The 25,809-nt window shown below is 52.8% G+C and carries 29 protein-coding genes; 22 read left to right on the top strand and 7 right to left on the bottom strand.

Features of this window, described 5'->3' with window-relative positions:
- Positions 1–18: 18 nt before the first annotated feature.
- From COO92_RS05830 to COO92_RS05815, 4 genes are all read left to right on the top strand, one after another.
- The gene (locus COO92_RS05830) at positions 19–1,344 is read left to right on the top strand and encodes a pyruvate dehydrogenase complex dihydrolipoamide acetyltransferase (protein WP_101300587.1); all 1,326 of its coding nucleotides are present in this window, start codon (positions 19–21) and stop codon (positions 1,342–1,344) included.
- Between the two features lie 95 nt (positions 1,345–1,439).
- Entirely contained in the window at positions 1,440–2,837 is a 1,398-nt protein-coding gene (lpdA, locus tag COO92_RS05825) for a dihydrolipoyl dehydrogenase (RefSeq protein ID WP_022732336.1), read from the top strand.
- A gap of 118 nt (positions 2,838–2,955) precedes the next feature.
- The gene (lipA, locus tag COO92_RS05820) at positions 2,956–3,954 is read left to right on the top strand and encodes a lipoyl synthase (protein WP_101300586.1); all 999 of its coding nucleotides are present in this window, start codon (positions 2,956–2,958) and stop codon (positions 3,952–3,954) included.
- 39 nt (positions 3,955–3,993) lie between these two features.
- Positions 3,994–4,452, top strand: coding sequence for a type II toxin-antitoxin system RatA family toxin (locus COO92_RS05815; protein ID WP_101300585.1), 459 nt, complete (start codon positions 3,994–3,996; stop codon positions 4,450–4,452).
- 52 nt (positions 4,453–4,504) lie between these two features.
- Here COO92_RS05815 and COO92_RS05810 read toward each other — a convergent pair whose 3' ends face one another.
- Together COO92_RS05810 and COO92_RS05805 are read right to left on the bottom strand one after the other, a co-directional pair.
- On the bottom strand, positions 4,505–5,002 hold the full coding sequence (locus COO92_RS05810) for a CinA family protein (protein ID WP_420823335.1): 498 nt from the start codon (positions 5,000–5,002) through the stop codon (positions 4,505–4,507).
- Positions 4,999–5,490 (bottom strand): phosphatidylglycerophosphatase A family protein, encoded by a 492-nt coding sequence (locus COO92_RS05805; protein ID WP_022732332.1) that lies wholly within the window; start codon positions 5,488–5,490, stop codon positions 4,999–5,001. The genes COO92_RS05810 and COO92_RS05805 overlap by 4 nt, the downstream gene beginning before the upstream one ends.
- A 228-nt stretch (positions 5,491–5,718) precedes the next feature.
- Here COO92_RS05805 and COO92_RS05800 point away from each other — a divergent pair, with 228 nt between their 5' ends.
- Both COO92_RS05800 and COO92_RS05795 read left to right on the top strand, forming a co-directional pair.
- Positions 5,719–7,047 (top strand): M23 family metallopeptidase, encoded by a 1,329-nt coding sequence (locus tag COO92_RS05800; protein ID WP_101300583.1) that lies wholly within the window; start codon positions 5,719–5,721, stop codon positions 7,045–7,047.
- Positions 7,004–7,468 carry a bactofilin family protein gene (locus COO92_RS05795; protein ID WP_101300582.1) on the top strand — a complete coding sequence of 155 codons (465 nt, stop codon included), beginning with the start codon at positions 7,004–7,006 and terminating at the stop codon, positions 7,466–7,468. Before COO92_RS05800 ends, COO92_RS05795 begins: the two co-directional genes overlap by 44 nt.
- A gap of 137 nt (positions 7,469–7,605) precedes the next feature.
- Here COO92_RS05795 and COO92_RS05790 read toward each other — a convergent pair whose 3' ends face one another.
- Positions 7,606–8,304, bottom strand: a complete 699-nt coding sequence (locus tag COO92_RS05790; RefSeq protein ID WP_101300580.1) for a haloacid dehalogenase type II — start codon at positions 8,302–8,304, stop codon at positions 7,606–7,608.
- A gap of 99 nt (positions 8,305–8,403) precedes the next feature.
- Positions 8,404–10,437, bottom strand: coding sequence for a lytic transglycosylase domain-containing protein (locus COO92_RS05785; protein ID WP_101300579.1), 2,034 nt, complete (start codon positions 10,435–10,437; stop codon positions 8,404–8,406).
- 208 nt (positions 10,438–10,645) lie between these two features.
- On the opposite strand from COO92_RS05785, the gene dapA reads away from it, so the two are divergent.
- From dapA to COO92_RS05765, 4 genes are all read left to right on the top strand, one after another.
- The gene (gene dapA / locus COO92_RS05780; RefSeq protein WP_101300959.1) at positions 10,646–11,527 is read left to right on the top strand and encodes a 4-hydroxy-tetrahydrodipicolinate synthase; all 882 of its coding nucleotides are present in this window, start codon (positions 10,646–10,648) and stop codon (positions 11,525–11,527) included.
- A 17-nt stretch (positions 11,528–11,544) separates the two neighbouring features.
- Positions 11,545–12,021 carry an SsrA-binding protein SmpB gene (gene smpB, locus COO92_RS05775; RefSeq protein WP_101300577.1) on the top strand — a complete coding sequence of 159 codons (477 nt, stop codon included), beginning with the start codon at positions 11,545–11,547 and terminating at the stop codon, positions 12,019–12,021.
- A gap of 132 nt (positions 12,022–12,153) precedes the next feature.
- On the top strand, positions 12,154–12,813 hold the full coding sequence (locus COO92_RS05770; protein WP_101300576.1) for a sulfite oxidase-like oxidoreductase: 660 nt from the start codon (positions 12,154–12,156) through the stop codon (positions 12,811–12,813).
- An 88-nt stretch (positions 12,814–12,901) separates the two neighbouring features.
- Positions 12,902–13,399, top strand: coding sequence for a glutathione peroxidase (locus COO92_RS05765; protein WP_101300574.1), 498 nt, complete (start codon positions 12,902–12,904; stop codon positions 13,397–13,399).
- Positions 13,400–13,452: 53 nt separating this feature from the next.
- Here COO92_RS05765 and recQ read toward each other — a convergent pair whose 3' ends face one another.
- The 3 genes from recQ to COO92_RS05750 all read right to left on the bottom strand — a co-directional run bounded on the left by recQ (position 13,453) and on the right by COO92_RS05750 (position 16,634).
- Positions 13,453–15,285, bottom strand: coding sequence for a DNA helicase RecQ (gene recQ / locus COO92_RS05760; protein ID WP_101300572.1), 1,833 nt, complete (start codon positions 15,283–15,285; stop codon positions 13,453–13,455).
- A gap of 19 nt (positions 15,286–15,304) precedes the next feature.
- The gene (locus tag COO92_RS05755; protein ID WP_101300571.1) at positions 15,305–15,946 is read right to left on the bottom strand and encodes a uracil-DNA glycosylase; all 642 of its coding nucleotides are present in this window, start codon (positions 15,944–15,946) and stop codon (positions 15,305–15,307) included.
- A 76-nt stretch (positions 15,947–16,022) separates the two neighbouring features.
- Entirely contained in the window at positions 16,023–16,634 is a 612-nt protein-coding gene (locus tag COO92_RS05750) for a LabA-like NYN domain-containing protein (RefSeq protein ID WP_028791546.1), read from the bottom strand.
- 184 nt (positions 16,635–16,818) lie between these two features.
- Between COO92_RS05750 and folK the strand changes: the two genes are divergently transcribed.
- From folK to recO, 12 genes are all read left to right on the top strand, one after another.
- Complete coding sequence (gene folK, locus COO92_RS05745) at positions 16,819–17,367, top strand: 2-amino-4-hydroxy-6-hydroxymethyldihydropteridine diphosphokinase (protein WP_240626340.1); 549 nt, start codon at positions 16,819–16,821, stop codon at positions 17,365–17,367.
- Positions 17,368–17,476: 109 nt separating this feature from the next.
- Positions 17,477–17,809: a DNA-directed RNA polymerase subunit omega gene (gene rpoZ / locus COO92_RS05740; RefSeq protein WP_022732319.1), complete on the top strand. Its 333-nt coding sequence runs from the start codon at positions 17,477–17,479 to the stop codon at positions 17,807–17,809.
- 144 nt (positions 17,810–17,953) lie between these two features.
- Positions 17,954–20,107: a RelA/SpoT family protein gene (locus COO92_RS05735; protein WP_101300569.1), complete on the top strand. Its 2,154-nt coding sequence runs from the start codon at positions 17,954–17,956 to the stop codon at positions 20,105–20,107.
- Positions 20,108–20,238: 131 nt separating this feature from the next.
- The gene (locus tag COO92_RS05730) at positions 20,239–20,949 is read left to right on the top strand and encodes a DUF2062 domain-containing protein (RefSeq protein ID WP_022732317.1); all 711 of its coding nucleotides are present in this window, start codon (positions 20,239–20,241) and stop codon (positions 20,947–20,949) included.
- Positions 20,946–21,698 (top strand): pyridoxine 5'-phosphate synthase, encoded by a 753-nt coding sequence (locus tag COO92_RS05725; RefSeq protein WP_101300567.1) that lies wholly within the window; start codon positions 20,946–20,948, stop codon positions 21,696–21,698. Before COO92_RS05730 ends, COO92_RS05725 begins: the two co-directional genes overlap by 4 nt.
- Positions 21,695–22,090: a holo-ACP synthase gene (gene acpS, locus COO92_RS05720; RefSeq protein WP_022732315.1), complete on the top strand. Its 396-nt coding sequence runs from the start codon at positions 21,695–21,697 to the stop codon at positions 22,088–22,090. The genes COO92_RS05725 and acpS overlap by 4 nt, the downstream gene beginning before the upstream one ends.
- Before the next feature lie 28 nt (positions 22,091–22,118).
- Complete coding sequence (gene lepB, locus COO92_RS05715) at positions 22,119–22,865, top strand: signal peptidase I (protein WP_022732314.1); 747 nt, start codon at positions 22,119–22,121, stop codon at positions 22,863–22,865.
- On the top strand, positions 22,865–23,548 hold the full coding sequence (rnc, locus tag COO92_RS05710; RefSeq protein ID WP_022732313.1) for a ribonuclease III: 684 nt from the start codon (positions 22,865–22,867) through the stop codon (positions 23,546–23,548). Before lepB ends, rnc begins: the two co-directional genes overlap by 1 nt.
- Positions 23,541–24,479: a GTPase Era gene (gene era / locus COO92_RS05705; RefSeq protein WP_101300565.1), complete on the top strand. Its 939-nt coding sequence runs from the start codon at positions 23,541–23,543 to the stop codon at positions 24,477–24,479. Before rnc ends, era begins: the two co-directional genes overlap by 8 nt.
- Before the next feature lie 44 nt (positions 24,480–24,523).
- Positions 24,524–24,754 (top strand): hypothetical protein, encoded by a 231-nt coding sequence (locus COO92_RS05700; protein ID WP_022732311.1) that lies wholly within the window; start codon positions 24,524–24,526, stop codon positions 24,752–24,754.
- Complete coding sequence (locus tag COO92_RS22040) at positions 24,754–24,921, top strand: hypothetical protein (protein ID WP_022732310.1); 168 nt, start codon at positions 24,754–24,756, stop codon at positions 24,919–24,921. Before COO92_RS05700 ends, COO92_RS22040 begins: the two co-directional genes overlap by 1 nt.
- A gap of 9 nt (positions 24,922–24,930) precedes the next feature.
- On the top strand, positions 24,931–25,686 hold the full coding sequence (gene recO, locus COO92_RS05695; RefSeq protein WP_101300563.1) for a DNA repair protein RecO: 756 nt from the start codon (positions 24,931–24,933) through the stop codon (positions 25,684–25,686).
- Positions 25,687–25,809: the final 123 nt, after the last annotated feature.

The raw sequence follows: 25,809 nt of genomic DNA, 5'->3' as shown, positions 1-25,809 counted from the left end.
TACCGGGAGAATGTGTTCATGCCTGTAAAAGTATTGATGCCGGCGCTTTCGCCGACCATGACCGAAGGCACCTTGGCAAAATGGCACGTCAAGGAAGGTGATACCGTTGAATCGGGCGATGTCATCGCAGAAATTGAAACCGACAAAGCCACGATGGAAGTCGAAGCCGTCGATGAAGGCAAAATCGGTAAAATCCTTGTTGCCGAAGGCAGCGAGGGTGTTCCTGTAAACGAGGTAATCGCGCTTCTGCTTGAAGAAGACGAAGACGAAAGCGCGCTTGACGGTGCTGATACGTCAGCAGCCGATACCTCGGCGGCAGGTTCCAAAGAAACAAAAGAGCCTGCACCCGCCAAAGAAGACGCACCAGCGGCTGCTTCTGCCCCGGCAGAAGCAAGTCAGGCACCAGCAGCCCCTGTGTCTGGTGGTGAGCGCGTTAAGGCCAGCCCGCTTGCACGACGCATTGCGTCGAACGAAGGTGTTGACCTTGCGGCTGTAACCGGCTCTGGTCCGCGTGGTCGCGTTGTCAAACGTGACGTCGAAGCGGCCATGTCGTCGAAACCGGCAGAAAAGAAATCGGACGCAGAGGCTGCGCCATCTGCACCGGCTGCTTCTGCTGCACCGGCGGCATCTGGCTGGAACCCGGATTTGACTGGTCTTCCGGAATACGAAGAAGTTCCGAACAGTGGCATGCGCAAAACCATTGCGCGTCGCCTGACGGAATCCAAACAGCAGGTTCCGCATTTCTACCTGACGGTCGATTGCGAACTCGACAACCTTCTTGCCACCCGTAAGCAGCTAAATGAAAAAGCTGGTGACGGTGTCAAAATTTCGGTCAATGACTTTGTCATCCGTGCTGTTTCGTTGGCACTTAAAAAAGTTCCGGCGGCGAACGCCATCTGGACCGACAAAGCGACCCTGATGTGCAAGAAACAGGATATCTCGGTGGCGGTTGCCATTGAGGGTGGGCTGATTACGCCGGTTGTGCGTGATGCGGGCTCCAAGGGCCTTGCTGAAATCTCGGGCGAGATGAAGGCACTTGCTGGCAAAGCACGTGATGGCAAACTTAAGCCGGAAGATTATCAGGGCGGGACCTTCTCGGTTTCCAATCTGGGCATGTTTGGCATTAAGGAATTTTCTGCCATCATTAATCCGCCGCAGGGTTGCATTCTTGCCGTCGGTGCAGGCGAACAGCGTCCGGTTGTTAAAGACGGCGCACTTGCCATTGCCACGGTCATGAGTTGTACCCTGTCTGTTGACCACCGTGCGGTCGATGGCGCGGTCGGTGCCGAGTTCATGGCCGAATTCAAAAAGCTGATTGAAGATCCGCTGAGCATGCTGCTCTGAGGGTCCAAAGTTGCGCGGGGACTTTAACTAGTCCCCGCAAGCATTTGAATTTCAAGACCTGTAACCGGTGACGGGCAGGCGAAGGAGATCCTACGATGGCGGATAGCAATTTCGACGTAATCGTGATTGGTGCAGGTCCGGGTGGTTATGTAACCGCAATCCGTGCTGCCCAGCTTGGCCTGAAAACGGCTGTTGTTGAACGTGAACATCTTGGCGGTATTTGCCTGAACTGGGGCTGTATCCCGACCAAGGCGTTGCTGCGTTCAGCCGAAGTATATCGCAATATGAACCATGCAAAGGAATATGGCCTTTCGTGCGAAAAGCCGTCCTTTGATCTTGATGCGGTGATCCAACGGTCACGCGGCGTGTCGAAACAGCTGACCGGTGGCGTTGGTCATCTTCTCAAGAAGAACAAGGTCACTGTCATCAACGGCGAAGCCAAGTTTGATGGCCCGAAAAAGATCGTTGTTGAAGGCAAGGATGCAGGCACCTATACGGCAAAGCATTACATCATTGCCACCGGCGCACGCGCACGTTCGCTGCCGGGGCTTGAGGCCGACGGTAAGGTGGTCTGGGATTACAAAAAGGCGATGACGCCGGACAAAATGCCCAAAAGCATTGTGGTCGTCGGGTCGGGGGCAATCGGGATCGAATTTGCCAGCTTCTATCACACCATGGGTGCGGATGTGACCGTGGTTGAAATCATGTCGCAGATCATGCCGGTCGAAGACAAGGAAGTTGCCGCCCTTGCGCAGAAAATGATGACCAAGGACGGGATGAAAATCCTGACCGAAGCCAAGGTTGCCAATCTGAAGCGCAATGCGGATAACGTTGTTGTGACGGTTGAGACCAAAGACGGCAAGAAACAGGAAATCACCGTTGATCGCGTGATTTCGGCTGTTGGCGTGATTGGCAATACCGAAAACCTCGGTCTTGAAACCACCAAGGTCAAAGTTGATCGCAACGTCATTGGTGCCGATGAATATTCGCGCACCGCAGAACCGGGCATTTATGCCATTGGCGATGTTGCCGGTCCGCCGATGTTGGCCCATAAGGCCGAGCATGAAGGTGTGATTTGTGTTGAGAAAATCGCCGGTGTCAAAAATGTTCACCCGATTGATCCGCTTAAGATTCCGGGCTGTACCTATTGCCATCCGCAGGTCGCCAGTGTCGGCCTGACCGAAGCCAAGGCCAAAGACGCCGGATACGATGTCAAAGTTGGCAAATTCCCGTTCATTGGCAACGGCAAGGCGGTTGCATTGGGTGAGCCCGAAGGTCTGGTGAAAACCGTGTTTGATGCGAAAACCGGCGAATTGCTGGGCGCGCATATGGTTGGGACCGAAGTGACCGAGCTTATTCAGGGCTTTGTCGTGGCCATGGGGCTTGAGACGACCGAAGAAGACCTGATGCATACGATCTTCCCGCATCCGACACTTTCGGAAATGATGCATGAGTCGGTCCTTGACGCCTATGGGCGTGCGATCCATTTCTAAAATATCGCGTTTTACCGGGCAAGCATGCCCGGTATGACGTAATTTGACGAATGTCGGTTTGACAAATACGTGACGTGGCGGCACATTGCCGCCCGTCAAATCCTTCGGAGGTCACTCTATGTCGACGGCGCAGAACGAGGCGAAAGCACTTCGTCACCCGGAAAAGCAAAAACGCCCGGATCGTCCATCAGGACGCAAGCCGTCCTGGATCCGTGTTAAGGCGCCGACGTCGAAGGGGTATCAGGAAACCCGCGAACTTGCGCGTGGTCTGAACCTGCATACGGTCTGCGAAGAAGCGGCATGCCCGAATATCGGTGAATGCTGGCAGAAAAAGCACGCGTCCTTCATGATTATGGGCGACACCTGCACGCGTGCATGTTCGTTCTGTAACGTTAAAACCGGGATGCCAAACGCGCTTGACCCGTTTGAGCCGGAAAATCTGGCGATGGCGGTTGCCGACATGCAGCTTAAGCATGTTGTGATCACGTCTGTTGACCGTGATGACCTTGCCGATGGCGGGGCAGCTCACTTTGCCCGCGTGATCGAAGCGATCCGTCATAAAGCGCCGGAAACCACCATTGAAATTCTGACCCCGGATTTCCGCGATAAGCCGGGGGCGGTTGAAATCGTCGCCAAGGCACGCCCGGATGTGTTTAACCACAATTTGGAAACCGTGCCGCGTCTTTATACCAACATCCGTCCGGGCGCGCGCTATTACCAGTCGCTGCGCATTCTGGATCGGGTGAAACAGATTGATCCGACGATCTTTACCAAATCGGGCCTGATGGTTGGTTTTGGCGAAGAACGTAAGGAACTCTCACAGGTAATGGATGACCTGCGGGTTGCTGATGTCGATTTCCTGACAATTGGGCAGTATTTGCAGCCCACCCTGAAACATGAGCCGGTCAATCGGTTTGTGACGCCGGATGAATTCGATGAATATGCATCGATGGCACGTGGTAAGGGCTTCTTGATGGTGTCAGCAACGCCACTGACGCGTTCGAGCTATCACGCGGACCGAGATTTCGAACAACTGCGTGAAGCACGTGAGAAAAAGCTGGCGGCGGCAGATCAGGCCAAAGCAAAAGCGGCACGCGCAACCGAAGCCGCCGAATAAGTTAGAAACGATACGCGCGACGATAAGGGGAGATATCGAGTGCCGACGCATGCAGAGCGCAGGAAGCTGCCTTATACGCAGGAACAACTCTTTGCACTCGTCGAGGATGTCGATTCCTATTCCGAGTTCTTGCCGTGGTGTGTCGCATCGCGTGTACGCAGCCGCGAGGGTGATGTTCTTAAAGCCGATCTTGTGATTGGCTTTAAGATGTTCCGCGAGAAATACACATCCAAAGTAACCTTGCAGCGCCCGGACCGGATTGACGTCGAATATCTGCAAGGGCCGTTCAAATACCTCAACAACCATTGGGTGTTTGAAAAGGATGAGGACGGCGGGACGTGGCTTGATTTCTTCGTTGATTTTGAATTCCGATCAGCCCTTTTGCAAAAGATGATCGGGGTGGTCTTTAACGAAGCGGTCAAAAGAATGGTGGGGGCGTTTGAAAACCGCGCCCGCGAAGTTTATGGCGCGCCGAACGTGCCGCCATCGGGCGACTAATTCCCCTTTTATATCTCGATCATGGAGGCTGGGGCAGGCGTATATTGCTTGATCAGTCGCTTAGCATGTCGTTGATCATGGCAAAGGCGTGAAGGATGGTTGCCTTACGCACTGCATGGCGATCACCGGAAAAGACTTCGTGATACAGTCGGGTCGGGCGTCCTTTGCCTGCACAGCCAAAATGAACCAAACCAACAGGTTTTAACGCACTTCCGCCCCCCGGACCGGCGATGCCGGTTACGGAGACGGCAATGGTTGCATTCGGGGCGCGCTGCAATGCGCCTTCGCACATCGCCTTGGCGACCTGTTGTGACACGGCACCATGTTCGGCCAGCACATCCTGGCTTACACCGACCAAGCTATGCTTTGCCTCGTTGGAATAGGTGACAAACCCGCAATCAACCACAGATGAGCTGCCATCGACGGCGGTCAGGGCGCCGGTGATTAATCCACCGGTACAAGACTCGGCCGTTGCGATCATTTCGCCCTGTTGGGTGCATTTTTCAATCAGGTTACGTGCGGCGGTCAGGATATCGTCATCTATCATCATACAAATCCCCCGCTGATGAAATGATGGATGCCGGCAAGTATGATCATTGCGAATATTCCAGCCAGAACATCATCACACATGATGCCAAATCCACCCCCGACACGACGATCAACCCAGCGGATCGGCCATGGTTTTAAAACGTCAAACACACGAAACGCGACGAAAGCCCCAAACAGCCAGGCCAGATCAATCCAGCCATTGCCAAGCGGAATGACCATCAGGCACATCCATTGACCGACAACTTCATCAATGACGATTTCACCGGCATCATGGACGCCGATCATGTGGCTGTATCGATCAGCGATAAACACGCCGAAAACGAAAACAACGATGCTGGCAACGATAAGGGCGGTGTTGCCACCGTAAGCCCACAACAACCAGCCGAACGGTAATGCGGCAAAAGACCCCATCGTGCCGGGGGCCTTTGGACTTTTTCCGCTATAGAACCAGGTGGCGGAGCAGGTGATCAAAAAACGGGAAAAAGGCATTACTGATCCGCACATTAGCTATTGAACATGCCATTAAGTACCATAGCAAAGCAACCGACCGGAGAAAATTTTGAAGTTAAGGTTGCGTTAACATGCTTGCCTGAGTGGCGAGTTACAGGTAGCGTAAAGATAAAGCAAAAAATAAGATCGACGGGGCTAAGAAGAAACAATGCGTGATCGGGGGTCCCGGATGCGTGAGTACGGGCAAGTAGGGGTTATATACTGAATATGTCGGCGTTTGAACGCACGCGTCGCTTGGTGAATAAATGGTTCCCGGACCGGCAGATACTGGTCCGATCAAACGATTCTGTTTACCAGCTTCGGCTTGGAAAATACGCACAGCTCGGTTTGGCTTCGCTCGGGGCCGCTGCCATCACGTGGATGGTCGGTGTGTCGGGGTATAGTTGGTACCTTGATCAAAGGCTGGCGACGCGCGAACAGCAACTTTTTCGCAGCGAGCTGTCCTATAACCAGCTGATCACGCGGGTTACAGAAAGTCAGCGCCGGTTTGGCGAAATTACGACCCAGATGGAAGGGACGCACCGCAACCTTCTGTCGATGGCCGAAAAGAACATGCAGCTTCAAGCGCGTGTACAGGATTATACGTCCAAGCTCGAAAGCAGTGAGAAAGAAAAAACCCGTATTTCTGCGCTTCGGACGTCAATGGACAACCAGATGTCGGCCCTTCAGGGGCAGATCGACGGGATTACCAACCGCAATCTGGCACTGCGCGATGAACTCGAAACAGTTGAAACCGTGATGTCGCGGCTCATGCGTGAACGGGATCAGGCCTTGCAGCGGTCAAAAAAGTTGCAGGTTGAACTGAGTGACACGCGCCAACGTATTGCTGATCTGCATACCGTGCAGCAACAGGCGATGCAGCGGGTGGCAGAAACCGCAGACAGTACTATTCTTGAACTGGAAAGTGTTCTTGAAATGACCGGCTTGCAGCCGGAAGAATTTATCCTGCCGCCGATGAAGCCCGATGAACCGGGGATTGGTGGTCCGTTCGTGGCGTTTGAGCCCGAACATCCGCAGGACGAGGAATTCGTCAATACAGCCGTGGCCTTGAATGATCGCATGGATCATCTTGCCAATCTGAATGAGCGAATAACGAAGGCACCGATCGGGGAACCGGCAGGGGCTTATTATCTATCCAGTCCGTTCGGTAAACGAAAAGACCCGATCAATGGGAAATGGGCCTTTCATTCCGGCGTCGATCTTGCCGGGCCGGTCAAAACAAAGATCTTTGCTACAGCACCCGGAAAAGTGGTGCATGCAGGGTGGAGTGGCAAATACGGGAAAATGGTCGAACTCGATCATGGGAACGGCGTTCGAACCCGTTTTGGGCATTTATACAAGGTCCTCGTAAAGAAGGGCGATGAAGTAGGTTATCGAGACATCGTTGCATTGATGGGAAGTACCGGTCGAAGTACGGGAAGCCATGTTCATTACGAGGTCTTGGTTAATGACAAACCGGTCAATCCGATAAAGTTCATTGAGGCGGGACGTTATGTTTTCAAAAACGAGCAAGACGAAACAAACGGCAACAACTAATCACGGTGGTTCTGCTGCCGAGAAGAAGGGTGGCCTTTCAGTAATTAATGCGGATCTTCGGGTAACCGGCGATCTGATTTCGGAATCTGATGTGCAGGTTGATGGTTCTGTGAATGGTGACATTCGCACCCGTAACCTGACCATTGGTCAATCTGGCGAAGTCCGCGGCGAAATCGTTGCCGACAAGATTCGCATTTGCGGTTCCGTCACCGGGCAAGTCCGAGCCCGTGACGTATCGCTGGCAGACACAGCACGCATGATGGGCGATATCCTTCATGAAAGCCTGTCGATCGAGCCCGGTGCCCATATCGAAGGGCACTGCCGCCGTATTGAAGGCCTTGCCGAAGAAGGCGGCCTGACGGTTATTCAGGCAGGGCAGGTTGTTGCGTCTCATATCAAAAAAGAACAACACAGCAAGTGATCTAAAGATGATCATCTGGGCGCGACCAACAAGTCGCGATCCGCTGGTTCCATAAAATGAAAGGCAGGCCCGTTTGGCCTGCCTTTTTTATTGGTCGTGATCTCGTCTGTCAGAAAAGCACTGTCCAGTGTTCCCGGTTACGCTTTTTGCGGTGCCTCAATCAGGGGCAAAAGTTCGTCCAGACCGTTGAGGACCACATCAGCCTGATGCGACAGGCGTTCCATCGGTTGTTTGGTGCGATTGATCCAGGCGGTGCGGAAACCAAAATGCCCGGCACCGGCAATATCCCAGCCATTAGACGACTGGAACGATATCTCGGCGGCGTCAACTTCGAGCTGATCGACGGCCAATTGATAGACATCTGGGTGCGGCTTATAGGTTTTGAGATCATCGACACAGATAATGTGATCGAACAAGGTGAGTATGCCCGATGATTTTGCCGCCGAAATCAGCATATGCTTGGCCCCGTTCGACAGGATGGCCAGTTTGTGGCCCTGCGATTTAAGGGTCTTGAGCGTTTCGACAACTTCCGGGAAGGTATCAAGTGACAGATAGGTTTCCATCAGCTTGGCGCGTAAAACCGGGTCTTTTTTACCAGTCTGTTCCATGGCGAAATCAAGGGCATCGCCGGTAACGGTCCAGAAGTCGGTGAAATCACCCATCAGGCTGCGCAGCCAGGTGTATTCAAGTTGCTTTTGCCGCCAGACTGCGGAAAGTCGCTCTGCCTCGTCGCCGACCGTGTCGCGAAACTTGGCAACGGCGGAGCCGACGTCAAAAAGTGTACCGTAAGCATCGAATACAAATGCGCGGCAGGATGAAAGTTCTTTATCGGACATGTTTTCGACCTTCTTCTGACAAGCAGGATGGATCAAATTTGGTGCGATGGTAACCGTTGCGCAAGCCGGTGTGTTTTTCGACTATGCGCAACGGTGAGTTTATTCGTCGGTCTTGGCGTTGTCTTGCCCCATCGCGATTTCGTCGCGGGCAAAACGCCTGCGATAGACATAGGTTCCTTCCATCACGCGCTGCACGTAATTTCGGGTTTCGCTATAGGGGATCATTTCAATCCAGTCGACCACATCAACATCGGGATCGCGTGGATCACCATATTCGTTGACCCACTGGCGCACACGGGTTGGTCCGGCATTGTAACTGGCAATTGTCAGGACTTCTTCGCCGCCCCAACGATCGAGTAGCCGCGCAAGATAGGCACGTCCAACAGCAATATTGAACGACGGGTCTTCGGTCAGACGTTCGGTTTCATATTCAAGGTCCAGCGACTGTGCCATGCGTTTTGCCGTTGCGGGCATTAATTGCATCAAACCGCGTGCACCGGCAGATGACACCGCATTCGGGTTAAACAGGCTTTCCTGGCGCATGATCGCATGTACAAGGCCAGGATCTGGATTGCGTCCCAACGGAACCTGTTCATGGACCGGATAGGCGGCATCAAGATAGCCGCTGCCAGAACGAATGCTTCGTTTGGCAGCAATAATGCCAAGGTCGGCCCGGCCATATTCACGTGCAAGATCGGTCGCCATGGCAAGATATTCCGGTTCATCATGTTCATAAACCAGTGCCATGATGAACGGCCGGATGATGTTGCCAAGGCCAAGATCGCCAAGTTTGCGAACAACCTGTGTCAGTTCCTGATTTTCAAAATCGGCACGTTGTTCTGCTGTCGGAACCGGCTGGATCACTGAATAGCTTGGTTTGGCGCCAAGCGCATCGATTGCCAGTTGACCATAGAATGTATGGGCATGTTCCGCGGCAAGTTTATACCAATGGTGTGCACGGTCCTTGTCGCCAATTTTTTCACTGGCACGACCGGCCCAATAGGCACCGCGAGACAGGCTGATCGGGTACTGCACAACATCATAAAGATTCTGGAAGTGCGTGAGGGCGATATCCGCATCGCCAAGGAACTCGAGCGCAATCCACCCGGCATACCATTCGGCTTCTGCAATATCTCCGGCATCGGTCTGACCATGGTTGGCGACCAAACGATAGGCATCGGTGATATGGCCCTTTTGCAGGGCGCGACGCGCCAAAATGGCCTTTTCAAGCCACCAGTATTGTGGGCGGATCGAGATGTAGGCCAGATCATTTGCCTGTGACAGCAGCAGGTCACGGGCTTCCTGATCACGGTCCTTGATGCGACGCCAGCGAACACGTTCGTATATCAATCCCGGGTCATTGCGGTATTTTTCCGGAACGCGGTTGATTGCCGCATCCACACCGCCACTCATTGAGCGCAATGCTGCACGGGCCTTTGCCAGTAGGCGATAGTCGTCACTGACATATTCCATCGTGCGCGATGCCGGGCCCAGTCGGCCTTCCCACAACAGGCGGTCTAGGCGCTGTTGATGGGTATCCTGATCGATGTATTTGCTGTTCCGATCAAGGAAACGGCGTTCCTGTCCGCTGCCGAAATTTTCGTTGATCCAACTTGTGCGGATCAAGGCGGTTGCAGCAGACACCTGTCCAGCGTTCAAAAGGGCCTTGATCTGGCGGGTTGCGCCATCGGCAGTTACCGGTGCAGATCGTTTGAACCATGCGAGAATTTCGGCGTCAGGCACCGCATCGGTCATGGCTTCTTCGGCACGCTGGCGCAGTAATGACTGACTGGGCCATTTTGGATGGGCGTCGATAAAAGTGGTGATTTCTTCAAAGCTGCGCCCCGAATTCGGGGCAACAAGCCACATCCATTCTGCGGCTTTTTGCAGCAACGGATCCTCAAAATTCGGGAGCAATTGCTCAAACGTTTCTGTACGCCCGTTTTCAAGAGCATCAAGAAATGCATTCAGTCTGGCCCGGCTGACTGCGGAATAGGCAGGCGAGGGCGGTTGCGTTAGAAGAAGATTGTCTTCGTATGCCTCGGCCTTTGCCTGATTGCCCGTTGGCATCAGCATTGATAAGCCCAGTGCCAATGCGCAGACCGAAATCTTGCGGAAAGACGCTTGCGCCATGTAATTGTCCCCTTGTGCCTTTCGGCAGCTTTTGCGCTTTAGACCTGCGCATTATGGCAGTGAATTTGACAAAAGCCAAACAGTCCTCGTCGGAAATTGCAACCGCAATCGCAGAACCGACTTATTAATGTATACAGTGCTTGCGGGAATGACCAACAGCCGCTATTTTCGCGTCCGCTTTCAATCCATCCAAGATTTGGAGATCTCTATGTTTAAGGGTTCTATTACCGCTTTGATTACACCGTTTGACCGTGATGGTGCGATCGATGAAAAGGCGTTCCAGGATTTTGTGGATTGGCAGCTTAAACAGGGCACGGCGGGTGTTGTGCCTGTCGGAACCACCGGTGAATCGCCGACCCTTAGCCATGCCGAACACCATCGCGTGGTTGAACTGGCACTGGAAGTTGCCAAGGGGCGCGGTCCGGTTATTGCCGGTACAGGGTCAAATTCGACTGCAGAAGCCGTTTCGCTGACACGTCATGCCCAGAATGCCGGGGCGGATGCAGCCCTTGTTGTGACACCTTATTACAACAAACCGACCCAGGCGGGACTGCATGCGCATTACAAAGCAATTCACGATGCGACCGACATCCCGATTGTGATTTACAACATTCCGGGCCGTTCGACCGTTGACATGTCGGTTGACACCATGGCGTCGCTTGCGAAACTGCCGCGCATTGTTGGTGTTAAAGATGCGACCAGCGATCTTGAGCGTCCTGCATTGACCCGTTTGGCAGCAGGGGCTGATTTCTGTCAGCTTTCGGGCGAAGACGGGACAATTGTTCCGTTCCTTGCACAGGGCGGACATGGTTGCATTTCGGTGACATCAAATATTGCCCCGAAACTCTGCGCTGATCTTCATAGTGCATGGGCGGCAGGGAACCTTTCGAAGGTTCAGGAGTTGAATTATCGACTGATGCCGGTTCACAAGGCGATGTTCTGTGAATCGAGCCCCGGACCTGTAAAATACGCGGCAGAACTTCTCGGCCTGTGTGGACGTCATATGCGTCTGCCGATGGTCGAGATTGCCGATGAAACCAAACGCAAGGTCGAAGCCGCGCTTAAGGGCGCTGGTATTCTCGGCCACTAGGCGATTAAAGCTGATTTATGGCACCCAAGAAAGAGACAGATAACACGAATATTGTCGCGCAAAACAGGCGAGCCCGCTTTGATTTTTTCCTGACGGAAACTTTTGAAGCCGGGATCGTTTTGCGTGGAACCGAGGTCAAATCGCTGCGCGAAGGCAAAGGCAATATTCAGGAATCCTATGCCGAGGCCAAAAATGGCGAAGTTTGGCTAGTGAACTGCTATATTCCTGAATATCAAAGCAAAATGCCGTTCGGCCACGAAGAACGCCGTCCGCGCAAGTTGCTGCTGCGTAAGCGTGAAATCACAAAGATGCACGACGCGTTGAACAAAAAGGGTTTCACCCTTGTTCCCGTGAAGCTGTATTTTACGGAACGCGGCATCGCCAAACTTGAAGTCGCCATCGCAGAAGGCAAGAAAAAAGCCGATAAGCGAGAAGCAGTTAAAGCGCGTGATTGGCAGCGCGATAAAGCGCGTATTCTGCGCGATTTCAGCTGATATTGAATGTTAGCGGGTAACATCGCGCGCATGTGAATTGCACGCGGCCCACGATTTAGTGATTAAATGGCGTCGTCATGGTGAACATGTCGGCGCCATTTTTCGTATCAGCTTGTAGTAAAGGAGAGTTCTGTGACGCAAAGTTTCAGTGGCAAAATCAAGGACAAGCTGATTGCGGCCAAACGCAAATGGGCCGAAGACGGGCGTCTTTTGACCGGTACGGCGGATGAAAAGCACGAGAACCGTTTGCCGCCGGGCCAACGTTTGGTCAAGGATTGGCCGGTTCTTGATCTTGGCATTACACCGCATATCAGCCCAGATGCTTTTGAACTGTCAATTACGGGGGAGGTGGAAAATCCGCTTATCCTTGATTTTGAGCGGCTTCTTGATTTGCCAAATGTTCAGGCAAAGAATGACATTCATTGTGTGACCAGTTGGTCGCGATATGACAATCACTGGCATGGTGTGTCGGCGTTGGCACTGGCCGATATCGTCAAGCCAACCAAGGATGTGACGCATGTTTTGTTCACCGCCCATGACGGCTATACGACCAATGTCCGAATTGATCAGTTCCTTGATGACGATGTGCTCATCGCCCACCATTGGGAAGGTGAGCCCTTGACCGAGGAGCACGGTGGTCCGGTTCGCGTGGTTATTCCGAAATTGTATTTCTGGAAAAGTACGAAATGGGTGCGCGAGATCAATTTCGCCAAGCACGACAAACCGGGATTCTGGGAAGAACGTGGATATCACAATAACGCCGATCCCTGGACGGAGGAACGATATGGCTAGACGCGATTACCCAAGTAGCAAGTCATTTCAATTCGTTGTATTGTTTTCACTTCTTTTTGTAACAGTCATTTTTTCCGGGAGAGGAAGTATGGCATCGGGTGATGCGCACACTGCGTATGACTTTTCATTTCCTGCCATTGATGGTGGTGAAATTAATCTGTCAGATTATCGTGATAAGGTCGTCTTATTGGTCAATACCGCATCCATGTGTGGTTACACGCCGCAATATGAGGGGCTGCAAAAGCTGTGGGACGATTACAGGGACGATGGTTTGGTCGTTCTGGGCGTGCCGTCAGGTGATTTTGGGGGGCAGGAATATGGTGACGACGCAGCAATTCAGGATTTTTGTGAAGTCAATTTTGATATCGATTTCCCGCTGACGTCCAAAACCGGGGTCAAGGGACCAGATGCTCACCCATTTTTTAAGTGGGCAGAACAAACACTTGGTGCGGATAATGCGCCGCAGTGGAACTTCCATAAATATCTGATTGGTCGGGACGGGGCGCTCATCAACAGCTTTGAAACGCGCGTCAAACCCGCTGATGACGAGGTCATCACGGCGATCAAGGCCGGACTTGCAGATTAGTAACTCATTTCCCGAGTAGCCTGACTTGACTTCAGATAGATGGGCGGCTGTGATTAACGCCGCCCGTCCATCACATCCAAAAATGCCAAGCCATATTGGTCGAGCTTTTTCACGCCAACGCCATTGATGGACATCATGTCTTCAAGGGTGCGGGGTTTGAAGCGTACCATTTCCCAAAGTGTCCGGTCGCTAAAGATCACATACGGCGGGACATTCTGACCCGTGGCGAGCTCACGTCGCATGGTACGCAGCCGTTCCCAAAGATCGCGGTCTTCTTCATTTTCAAATTCGGTATCGAAATCGCGCAGGCGCCGCGTTGTTGCGCGTTTGCTTTCGCCCGGGTCTTTACGCATTTCAACGACTTTTTCGCCACGTAAGACCGGTCGTGATTCCTCGGTCAGGTAAACGCCGCCATGACCTTCGACATCGACTTGCAGATACCCCATCGCCAGAAGTTGACGAAAAACAGATCGCCATTGCGGCTGGGCGATGTCTTTGCCAATCGCATATACCGAAATATTATCGTGGCCGTTCTGACGGATTTTTTCGGTTTTGCGGCCGATCAAAACTTCGATTACATGGGCCGGTCCAAACCGCTGTCCGGTGCGGTAAACCGCCGACAAGGCCTTACGTGATGCCTCGGTCGCGTCCCATGTTTCCACCGGCTCAAGACAGGTGTCGCAATTACCGCACGGTTCGTGACGATCTTCGCCAAAATACGACAAGATGACTTGTCGGCGGCATTTGGTGGTTTCGGCCAAACCGACAAGCGCGTCGAGTTTGCGCGATTCAATGCGCTTTTGCGCTTCGGGGGCTTCGGAGCCGGCGACCATGCTGCGGATTGATACGATGTCAGACAGGTCGTAATTCATCCACGCATTGGCAGGCAATCCATCACGGCCCGCACGGCCGGTTTCCTGATAATAGGCTTCCATGCTTTTGGGCAGATTGAGGTGGGCGACAAACCGGACGTTGGGTTTGTCGATCCCCATGCCAAAGGCCACAGTGGCGCAAATGATCATTCCATCTTCGCGCAGGAATCGGTCCTGATGGCGTTGGCGCACGTCCTGTGTCAAGCCGGCGTGATAGGGAAGGGCCGGGCGACCATTATCGGTCAGCCATTGGGCGATATCTTCGGTTTTGCGACGCGACAGGCAATAGACAATCCCGGCATCTTCGACGTGTTCACGGTTTAAGAATGACAATAGCCGCTGTTTGGCGTTGCCCTTGGTTTCAATCCGGTACGTGATATTGGGGCGGTCAAAGCCGGTCAGAAAGCACTGTGCATCCGTCAGATGAAGGTTTTCTGCGATGTCTTTACGCGTTGGTGTGTCTGCCGTTGCGGTAAGGGCAATGCGCGGCACATGGGCAAAGCGCGTCGGCAACAGATCAAGGCGACGGTATTCCGGGCGGAAATCATGGCCCCATTGCGATACGCAGTGGGCCTCGTCAATCGCAAACAGCGAAATGCTAATGCGATCTAAAAGGTTCAAAAATCGATCAGATGCAAAGCGTTCCGGTGCGACATAAAGCAGATCGATGTCGCCATCAATCGCACGTGCCTCGATCTCGCGTGCGGCATCGGGGGCCAGTGTCGAATTGATAAAGGCGGCCTTCACACCAAGCTGGCTTAGCGCGTCGACCTGATCTTTCATCAAGGCAATCAGGGGGGAGACAACAATCGCCGTCCCCGGTCGGCAGAGGGCTGGAACCTGATAGCAAAGCGACTTGCCGCCGCCGGTTGGCATCAGGACAAGCGCATCGTTGCCGGCAATCACATGGTCAATGACTTCTGCCTGTTGACCGCGAAAACTGTCATAGCCAAAAACGTCGCGCAGAACGTCAATCGGCAGACGTTGAGCAGGTCGGTCGAGTAAGTCGTGCATGGGTGGTATATCGGGCAATTTAACCGTCCAGATGTGCGCGGATGTCGACAAAGACGTTTTCAAACATCTCTGGCGTCAGGCGATAGGTCTGGGTGTTGTAGCGCGAACAGTGATAGCTATCAAACAATGTGATGCCATTTTCCATGCGATGTGATGCACGGTGGGCGAATTTAAATGCTGAAAGCTTCAAGCCATAGGTGCGCATCATCGCCTGATGGGCGACCTGACCAAGGCACAAAATGGCCGAAAGGTTGGTCATCGCGTCAAATTCACTGATCAGGAATGGGCGGCAGGTGTTGGCTTCTGGCCCGGTCGGTTTATTTTCCGGCGGAACGCATTTAACGGCGTTGGTAATGCGACAATCAAGCAGTTCCAGCCCGTCATCAGGGCGTTTGTCGTAGGTGCCCTTGGCAAACCGAAATTTTTTGAGCGTGTCATAGAGAAGATCGCCGGCATAATCGCCGGTAAACGGGCGGCCTGTGGCATTGGCACCCTTTAGGCCGGGGGCAAGGCCGACAATCAAAAGTCGGGCATTAATCGGGCCAAATGGCCGAACGGGGCCATTATAGAAATCGGGAAATTTTTCCTGATTTGCCCGGCGAAATTCAACAAGGCGCGGGCAAAGCAGGCAATCTCGGTCGGGCTGCTGATAGGTGGTCATGGCAGATCTGACAGTTTGCCGGTTACGGTGCGGGCCGTAACCGGTCGTGATCAGGATGGGCGGGCACGGCGTTCAATCAGGTGTAATCGAACTCGTCATCAAGTTCAGGGTGGTCGGGGTGATCATCAATATCAGGATGATCATCGTCGCGACGTTGCTGAACCTTGCGTGCGATAGTGCCTTCAAGGTCGGTCAGTTCGATGAAATTGTCGGCCTGACGGCGCAGCTCATCGGCAACCATCGGCGGGTTCGATTTAACCGTGGAGACAACCGTTACACGGACACCTTTGCGCTGGATGGCATCGACCAGACGGCGGAAATCACCATCGCCTGAGAAAATAACAACATGATCAAGGTGTTGCGCCATTTCCATGACGTCAATCGCCAACTCGATATCCATGTTGCCTTTGATCTTGCGACGGCCAGTGGCATCGGTGAATTCCTTGGTCGGTTTTGTGACCATGGTGTAGCCGTTGTAATCAAGCCAATCGACAAGCGGGCGAATGGGGGAATATTCCTGATCTTCAATCAGCGCCGTGTAGTAAAATGCACGGATCAACTGACCTTTTTGCGAAAACAGTTCCAAAAGGCGTTTGTAATCAATGTCAAAACCAAGCGCACGTGCCGCAGCGTAGAGGTTGGAGCCATCAATAAAGAGCCCGATCCGCTCTTGCGGGTAAAAAATCATCATATAAATTCCTCAAACATCAAATTTAAGTATGCTGTTCCTAAAAAAAACGGAACACCAAATGTTTACCGTGGGTAGGTGGACAAGGAAAGGTGAAAATGTCACAGAATGTCATAGACAGAATATGCTGACTCCCTTAGATATGCCGTCTTTCCCGACACCCACAGACCCGAAAGCCTGCTTTGTGAGCACCTCGTCGACGTCCAACAGTCACCATACGTCTGAAAACGCTATTCTGATCGCTTTCGGTGCAAATCTGCCTACCGATCAATATGGTGCGCCAGCGCAAACATTGAAGGCGGCACTGGAACATTTGGCCAAGGATGGCGATGTTTTGGTCGATTGTGTGTCATCATTTTATGAAACAGCCCCGGTGCCGGTTTCCGATCAGCCATGGTATGTGAATGGTGTTGCGCGGTTATCGACGGATCTTTCGGCCCATGATTTGCTATCACGTTTGCATGACGTTGAATCTGAATTTGGTCGGGTGCGTCGCGAACGCAATGCCGCACGGGTGATTGATCTTGATCTGGTGGCCTATGGCCGTGAGTTGATCGCGGAAGATGGCGGAATTCAGGTGCCCCATCCCAGAATGGCCGAACGGGCGTTTGTTCTTTTGCCGTTGCGCGATGTTGCGCCAGGGTGGGTGCATCCGGTTCTGAACAGGTCGGTCGAAGACCTGATTTCCGATCTTCCATCCGATCAGCAGATCAGACAACAGGCAAATCGCTGAAAAATGCAGTGAAAACCTGTTCTGAAGTGTGGTTTCGCTGTTGCAACACAAACGATCCGGCGCTATAAAGCTCGGTCTGGACACCCCAAAAGTTTTTCTGGAGACATTTATGGCGCGCGTTACCGTCGAAGATTGCGTAGACAAGATTCCGAACCGCTTTGAGCTGGTTATGATTGCTGCTCAGCGTGCACGCAACATTTCGGCTGGCGCTGAACTGACCATTGATCGTGACAACGATAAGAACCCTGTTGTTTCGCTTCGTGAAATCGCTGAAGAAAAAGTTGATTTCGACGAACTGCGCAATGGCTTGGTTCAGGGTCTGCAGCGACATGTTGAACCTGATGAACCAGAAGAATCCGAAGATGATTTCGGACCGAAACTGGTTGCAGAAGCTGTACAAGATGCGTCGGTTGGTGTGGTTGCACCATCCGAAGAAGAATAAGGTCACAGCGACGTTGTTGTGAGACCGTTTCAAAAGAAAAGCCACGGTGTTTATCTTCCGTGGCTTTTTTTTGTCTAAATCGTACTATCTTATGAACGGGGCGTGGTTTGTGCCCCAGTCGTGATTTGCGGAGATGCCCCCTGAATGATGCGTCAATATGAACTTGTTGAACGGGTAAAGGCTTACGACCCTGATGCGTGCGAAACCACGCTTAATCGGGCCTATGTCTATGCGACCCAGAAACATGGTTCTCAAAAGCGCGCCTCGGGGGATCCGTATTTTTCCCATCCGATCGAAGTCGCGGGCATTCTGACCCATTACAAGCTCGATTGCGACACGATCATCACGGCGCTTCTGCATGACACCATCGAAGATACCGATGCCACGCCAGAAGAAATCACCAAGCTGTTTGGCACCAACATCCTCAAGATGGTGGATGGTGTTACCAAACTGACCCAGATCGAGTTGAAATCAGCCGATTCAAAGCAGGCCGAGAACTTCCGCAAGCTGCTGCTTGCCATGTCAGAAGACATTCGGGTTCTGTTGGTCAAACTGGCGGATCGCCTGCACAATATGCGCACGTTGCATTACATCGACAAACCCGAAAAACGGGTGCGCATTGCCGCAGAAACGCTTGAAATTTATGCCCCGCTTGCTGAACGCATCGGTATGCATGACATCAAGGAAGAGCTCGAAGATCTGGCGTTTCAGCATATCAATCCTGAAGGCCGTGACTCGATCCTTGCCCGGTTGGAATTCCTGCGCGAGAAGGACGACAATGTTGTTAATCGCATTGTCTCAGAGCTTAAAGACGTTATCGTGCGCCAGGGCCTGAAGGTTGATATTTATGGGCGTGAAAAACGGCCATATTCTATCTGGCAGAAGATGCAGCGCAAGAACATCACCTTTGGTGAGCTGTCTGACATCATGGCATTTCGGGTGCTGGTGGAAGATATGCCGCAATGTTACGAGGTTCTTGGCTATTTGCATGCCAATTACAAAGTCGTACCCGGGCGGTTCAAGGATTACATTTCGACCCCAAAACCGAACGGCTACCGGTCCATCCACACAACCGTTCTTGGCCCGGAAAACCATCGTATCGAGGTGCAAATACGTACCCGTGAGATGCACGAAGTCAACGATAACGGTGTTGCGGCACACTGGGCGTACAAGCAGGAAGGTGGCTCGCAAAAGGCTGGCCCGCAAAAAGAAGGTGTGCAGTATCGCTGGCTGCGCGATCTGCTGGATATTCTTGAACATGCGTCAGAGCCAGAAGAGTTCCTTGAACACACCAAGCTCGCAATGTTCCAGGATCAGGTGTTTTGCTTTAGCCCGAAGGGCGAAGTCATTGCATTGCCTGCACGCGCGACCCCGGTTGATTTCGCCTATATGATCCATACCCACATCGGGGATACCTGTGTCGGGGCGAAGGTCAATGGGGCGATGGTGCCGTTGCGCACCGTGCTGAATAACGGCGATCAGGTTGAGATCGTGACGTCTAAGGCACAAACGCCTAATCCGACGTGGGAACGGTTTGTTGTTACCGGCAAAGCACGCGCGCGAATTCGCCGGTTCATCCGCCAGCAGCAAGAAGACCAATACAAGGACCTTGGTAAAGCCATCCTGCAAAAGGCGTTCCGTCAGGAAGGCTACGATTATTCCGACAAGGCCATCGATGGTGTTCTGAAAATCTTCAAACTGCCGACGGTTGAGTCTTTGCTAAGCTCGGTCGGGGCAGGGCATCATACCGGGCGTGAAGTTGTTCATGCCGTATTCCCGGGATCGAAAGACACCGAAACCGCGCGCAAGATTATACCGCTTGAAAAAGGGCGCACCCGCAAGCACGAGCATGCTATCCCGCTTAAGGGGCTTATTCCGGGCATGGCGGTGCATTATGCCGGGTGTTGTCATCCCTTGCCGGGCGACCGCATTGTCGGGATTGTGACGACAGGTAAGGGCGTTACGATCCATACGATTGACTGTGACACGCTTGAAACCTTTACCGAGCAGCCTGAACGCTGGCTTGATGTTGGCTGGGACAATGATGGCGATCCTGAACACTTTATCGGGCGCCTGGGCTTGACCGTCGGGCACGAGCAGGGCGCACTTAGTTCCATTACCAGTGTGATCGCCAAGAATCATGGCAATATCACCAATCTGCGCTTTACCAACCGCACCACGGATTTCTTTGAGATGTTGATTGATGTCGATGTTGTCGATGTCAAACACCTGACCAATATCATTGCCGCTTTGCGGGCAACCCCGGTGGTCAATACTGTGGAGCGCGCGCGCGGGTAATGGGGAAACGTAACGTCCTTCGCCTTTTCGATTGTTTCGGCGTAAAAGCCTTGCCAAGTGCGCAGGTAGCACTTACCCATATGCCTCGACTTTGTCTTGGTTTACCTGATTTTTCCCAGAACTGATCCCACATGTTTCGGCGCCGCATCAAACCAAATTCCTTTGAAAAATTTCGCAACGTGGTTTGGCCGCGCGGCGGATGGCGGCGCTCGTCGCAATATTTTGCCCATCGTGTCGCACGCTTGCCGGGGTCGCCCTACAGCATTGCGTCGGGTTTTGCGATCGGGGCGGCGGTTTCCTTTACGCCGTTTATCGGGTTTCATTTTGTTCTGTCTGCGATTCTAAGCTTTGTCTTGCGAAGCAACCTTGTTGCATCGCTGCTGGGCACGATTATCGGTAATCCCTGGACATTCCCGTTTATCTGGATATGGCTTTATACCAGCGGAAACTGGATACTCGGTGTGGATGAAACCGCACAGGCGGTTCATTTTGATATGACCGTTCTTTGGGATTTCATCACCTTGGGGCTGAGCTATATTGGCGGGGGATTGATTTTTGGCCATTGGGATCCGGCCGATCACACGACACTGGGAAATCTGTGGCACGGCATTGTCGATATTATCTGGCCGATGATCGTTGGCTGTGTTCCGACTTCACTTGTGGTCTGGATGCTGTTTTACTTCCCGGTGCGTCGCGCTGTGGGGATTTATCGCCATAACCGTATTTTGCGTCGCATGAAAAAATCGGACCGCCATGGGTTGGTGCCGATGCTTGAAAGTGCGAAGGAAAAGATCGGAAGTGCGGCAAAGAGTGCCACCAAAAAGCAGGATGAAACTTCATGAGTTCGAAACTTCGGCTCGGCGTCAATATTGACCATGTTGCGACTGTACGGAATGCCCGTGGGGGTGTTGCACCTGATCCTGCACGTGCGGCGGCCCTTGCGCAGGCCGCCGGTGCAGACGGAATTACCGCGCACTTGCGCGAAGACCGTCGTCATATTTCTGATGATGACATGAAGAAGCTTCGTGAACATATTGATATTCCGTTGAATTTTGAAATGGCCGCAACCGATGAGATGCTGGCGATTGCGCTTGAAACAAAGCCGCACGCTGTTTGTCTGGTTCCGGAAAAACGTGAAGAACGCACGACCGAAGGCGGTCTTGATGTCGCTGGTGGGCACAATCATCTCAAGCGGTTTGTGTCTGAGCTTGGTGATGCCGGTATCCGGGTGTCGCTGTTTATCGAAGCATCGAAAGAACAGCTTGATGCTGCCAAAAGTCTTGGCGCACCCGTTGTTGAAATTCATACCGGTGCCTATTGTGATGCGCAGACCGAGGATGATCGTAACCGGGAACTTCAGCGTATCGGCAAGGCAGTTGCCTATGGTTCTGCGATCGGGCTTGAAATCCATGCCGGGCATGGTCTGAATTACGACACGGTCAAACCGATTGCGGCGATTCCTGCTATTGCGGAACTTAACATTGGGCATTTTTTGATCGGCGAGGCGATCTTTGTCGGTCTGGAAGCTGCGATTGGCAAAATGCGCCGTCTTATGGATGAGGCGCGTGGCCTTGAAACGGGTGCTAAATGATTATCGGGATTGGCACAGATTTGTGTGACATCCGCCGGATAGAGACGGCTCTTGAGCGTCACGGCGAACGTTTCATGAAACGTGTCTTTACCGAGGTTGAAATTGCCCGTGCAAAGCGCCGCCCACATCGGACTGCATCGTCGCTTGCCATGTCTTTTGCTGCCAAAGAGGCGTGCTCAAAGGCATTGGGAACAGGCTTTCGCCGGGGTGTTTATCACAATACGATGGGGGTTGTGCATCAACCCAGTGGTAAACCTGACATGGTTTTGATAGACGGTGCTTTGAAAAGACTTGAAGAATTGACCCCTGACGGGAAAATTGCATCAGTGTATGTGACGTTGACGGATGAATATCCATTGGCCAACGCTGTTGTGGTTATTTCGGCGGATTGACAGATTAAAGTGATTGGTAAGACACGGAATGGAAAAGCTAGTGCATAAAAAGAAAACGGGTGGAATTCTCGATACTCTGAAAACCGTTTTCTGGGCCGTTCTCATCGCGCTTCTGGTTCGCACATTCGCATATGAGCCGTTTAACATTCCGTCCGGGTCGATGATTCCGACCTTGCTGGTCGGCGATTACCTGTTCGTGTCAAAGTTTTCGTTCGGGTATTCCAAACACAGTTTGCCCTTCAGCCTGCCGCTGATACCGGGTCGTGTGATGGAATCACAGCCTGAGCGCGGTGACGTTGTTGTTTTCAAACTGCCGTCTGATACGTCGCAGGATTACATCAAACGTGTGATCGGACTTCCGGGTGATACCGTTCAGGTGACCAACGGGCGTCTTTACATCAACAACAAGATGGTCGAACGCGAACGGATCGAAGATTACATCCTGACCGATGGGACCGGGCGTTCAGCAGCCGTTGCACAGTATCTTGAAACGCTTCCCAATGGTCGAGTACACCGTATCCTTGAGCTGTTTGGCGATCAGGGGCCAAGTGACAACACCGAGCCATTTACCGTACCTGAAGACCATTTCTTCATGATGGGTGATAACCGCGACAATTCGGCAGACAGCCGCGCATTCCCGTCACGCTTCCGCTTCGTTCCGATTGAGAACCTTGTTGGCCGCGCTGAATTCCTGTTCTATTCCAAGGACAGTTCGCAGCCGATCTATGATTTGGGCAGCATCCGCTATGACCGCCTGTTCCAAGGGGTTAACTGATGGGCGATGGTGCTCCGCTGATCCCAGAAATTGATCACGGTTTTTCTGACCCGGACCTTCTGCGTGTCGCCTTAACGCATCGTAGTGCGGCAAAGGGCAAAGACGCACTGAGTGGGGGCAACGAACGCCTTGAGTTCCTTGGCGATCGTGTTCTTGGTCTGGTCGTGGCTGATATGCTATACACCCGTTTCGGGCGCGAACGCGAAGGGGCTATGGCCAAGCGCTTCGTCGCCCTTGTGCGGCGTGAGACACTTGCGCGTGTTGCAGTCCAGATCCATCTGGGTGATCACATCCAGATGGCAAAAGGCGAACGTGCTGCGGGTGCCGATACCAATCCGGCAATTTTATCTGATTGCATGGAAGCAGTGATTGCCGCACTCTATCTTGACGGTGGCTTGGAACCGGCGCGTAGCTTTATTGAAAAGCTGTGGACGCCGCTTCTTGATGAAGATAACAAGCCGCCCCAGGATGCGAAAACCCAGTTGCAGGAATGGCTGCAAGGACGCGGGAAGCCGCTTCCAAAGTATGAAATGGTTGGCCGCGAAGGCCCGGCTCATGCACCTGTTTTTACCATCGAACTGACCACCAGTGATGGCGACAGTGTCAGTGCCGAAGGCAAATCAAAACGTGAGGCGGAACAGATAGCCGCCCAATTGATGTTGGATAAACTGAGCTATGAATGAGGTTCCCACACCTGTGAGTGAAGACAGATTACCTTATCAGCAGCGCTGCGGCTTTGTTGCACTTGTTGGTGCACCAAACGCGGGCAAGTCGACCCTGCTGAACCAGCTTGTCGGTACGAAAGTATCGATTGTCTCGCCCAAGGTGCAGACAACCCGTACCCGTGTGCGCGGTATTGTCATGACCGAAGATGCACAAATTGTTTTCATTGATACGCCGGGGATTTTCGCCCCCAAACGCCGCCTTGACCGCGCCATGGTCAAAGCCGCGTGGAATAGTGCAGATGATGCGGATCTGATTGTTCTTGTTATTGATGCCGGGGCAGGTGTTACCGCAGAAGATCAGGCCATCATCAAGCAGCTTAAAGATCAGCACCGCAAAGCCATATTGGCCTTAAACAAGGTCGACAAGGTTACGGATAAGGAAAAACTTTTGCGCCTGTCGCAAGATCTGTTTGCGCATGAAGTCTTTACCGATGTGTTTATGATTTCAGCTAAAAAGGGTGCCGGAACACAGGATCTGGTTAATTTCCTTTCGGCAAAAATGCCTGATGGCCCTTGGATGTTCCCAGAAGACGATGTGTCTGACATGCCGCTTCGTCTGCTGGCAGCGGAAATCACCCGCGAGAAGCTATACTATCAGCTTCAGCAGGAGTTGCCGTATTCTGCAACGGTGGAAACCGAGCTTTGGGAAGAGCGTAAAGACGGTTCAGTCAAGCTTGAGCAAACCATTTTTGTTGAGCGTGAGGGCCAAAAGGCCATCATTCTGGGCAAGGGTGGCAAACGGATCAAGGCACTGGGCAGTGATGCGCGCAAGGAACTTGAGGCGATTTTCGAACGTCGTGTTCATTTGTTCTTGTTTGTTAAGGTGCGTGAAAACTGGGGCGACGATCCCAATCGGTTCGCCATGTGGGGCCTGGACCCCAACGCCTGACTTAAACGCGCCGTACGGATGAGCTATCAATCACGGGATAGATAATGGAAATCGGATCGTTTTGGGGCGTTGTCTTGATTGTTGTTGGCGCTGTTGCCGCAATGATTGTTGCGCGCATTGCCAGAAAACCTTTCCGGAAACGGATTGATCGTTCGTCCGTACGTCGCGAAACCTCTTTTTTGCATCGCCCACTTAACCTTATTGCACTGCTGGCAGCGCTGAGCATCTTTTTGCTCGGGTTGTTTTGGAAGATGACGGGCGGAGGCCCGAATTAATGACCAAACATTCCACCGATCCAATCGATATGGCTGTCGAAGACGTCGAAAACCGTTCATGGGGCAGAAAAGCTGTTCTGGGCGTGGCTCTTTTCTGTCTTGCGTCCTGCTTGATTGGTTTCTTTTTCCTTGTGACCCGACTGATAGTGCCCAGCGGCTTTTTCTAAGGTGCGTGCATGGACTGGCGTGATGACGGCATTGTTCTTTCGACACGCAAACTCGGCGAAAATGCCGTTCGTTTATCCGTCCTGACCCGTGATTATGGCCGTCATGCTGGCATGGTGCGAGGTGCCACCAGCAAATCAATGCGCGGTACACTTGAGCCGGGAAATGAAGTGCGGGTGGGGTGGTCGGCACGGCTGGCGGAACATCTTGGACAATTTCGCTGTGAGTTAACTGGTGCGCACGCGGCTGATCTTTTGCTGTCTGCGGGGCCGTTGATGGCGATGAGTTCGGCCTGTGCCATGCTTGATGCGACCTTGCCCGAACGTGAATCCCATCCTGATTTATTCCATGGAACCATCGCATTGCTGTCGGCTTTAAAGGCCGAACAGTGGCTGCCTGCCTATATCCGTTGGGAGGTCGGCCTTCTTGAAGAACTTGGTTATGGTCTTGCACTTGATTGCTGTGCGGCGACAAATGCGACCACGGGGCTTGCTTATGTGTCGCCCAAAAGTGGGCGGGCTGTGGCGGAAGAAGCCGGTCATGCCTATCGTGATCGTCTGTTGCCATTACCGGCCTTTCTTGCCGGTGGGCAGGGATCGGACGCACGCAAGGCCGCACCGCTTTCCGACCAGATACGCGATGGGCTTAAGCTTACCGGGTTCTTCATTCATCGCGATATTTTCGAAGCAAAAGCCCTAAAGCCTGTCGCGGCACGCGACCGTCTTGTCAGCCATGTCTGGCGGTCTGTGCCCGTGCAAGAAAAATAAATCACCCATTTTGTACAGCACATGTTGACCACTCCTACGCCGGGCGTAGTATGTTGCCAGAACAGTGAGACATTGACGCCAAAATCGTTTGTGTTGTCACACCTGTCCATTCTGCAAAGAAAT

Source organism: Thalassospira lohafexi, assembly GCF_002844275.1.
In the GTDB taxonomy this organism is placed as follows: Bacteria; Pseudomonadota; Alphaproteobacteria; order Rhodospirillales; family Thalassospiraceae; genus Thalassospira; species Thalassospira lohafexi.
The sequence above is the reverse complement of the archived record's forward strand: the minus strand, read 5'-3'. Positions and strand labels throughout refer to the sequence as shown.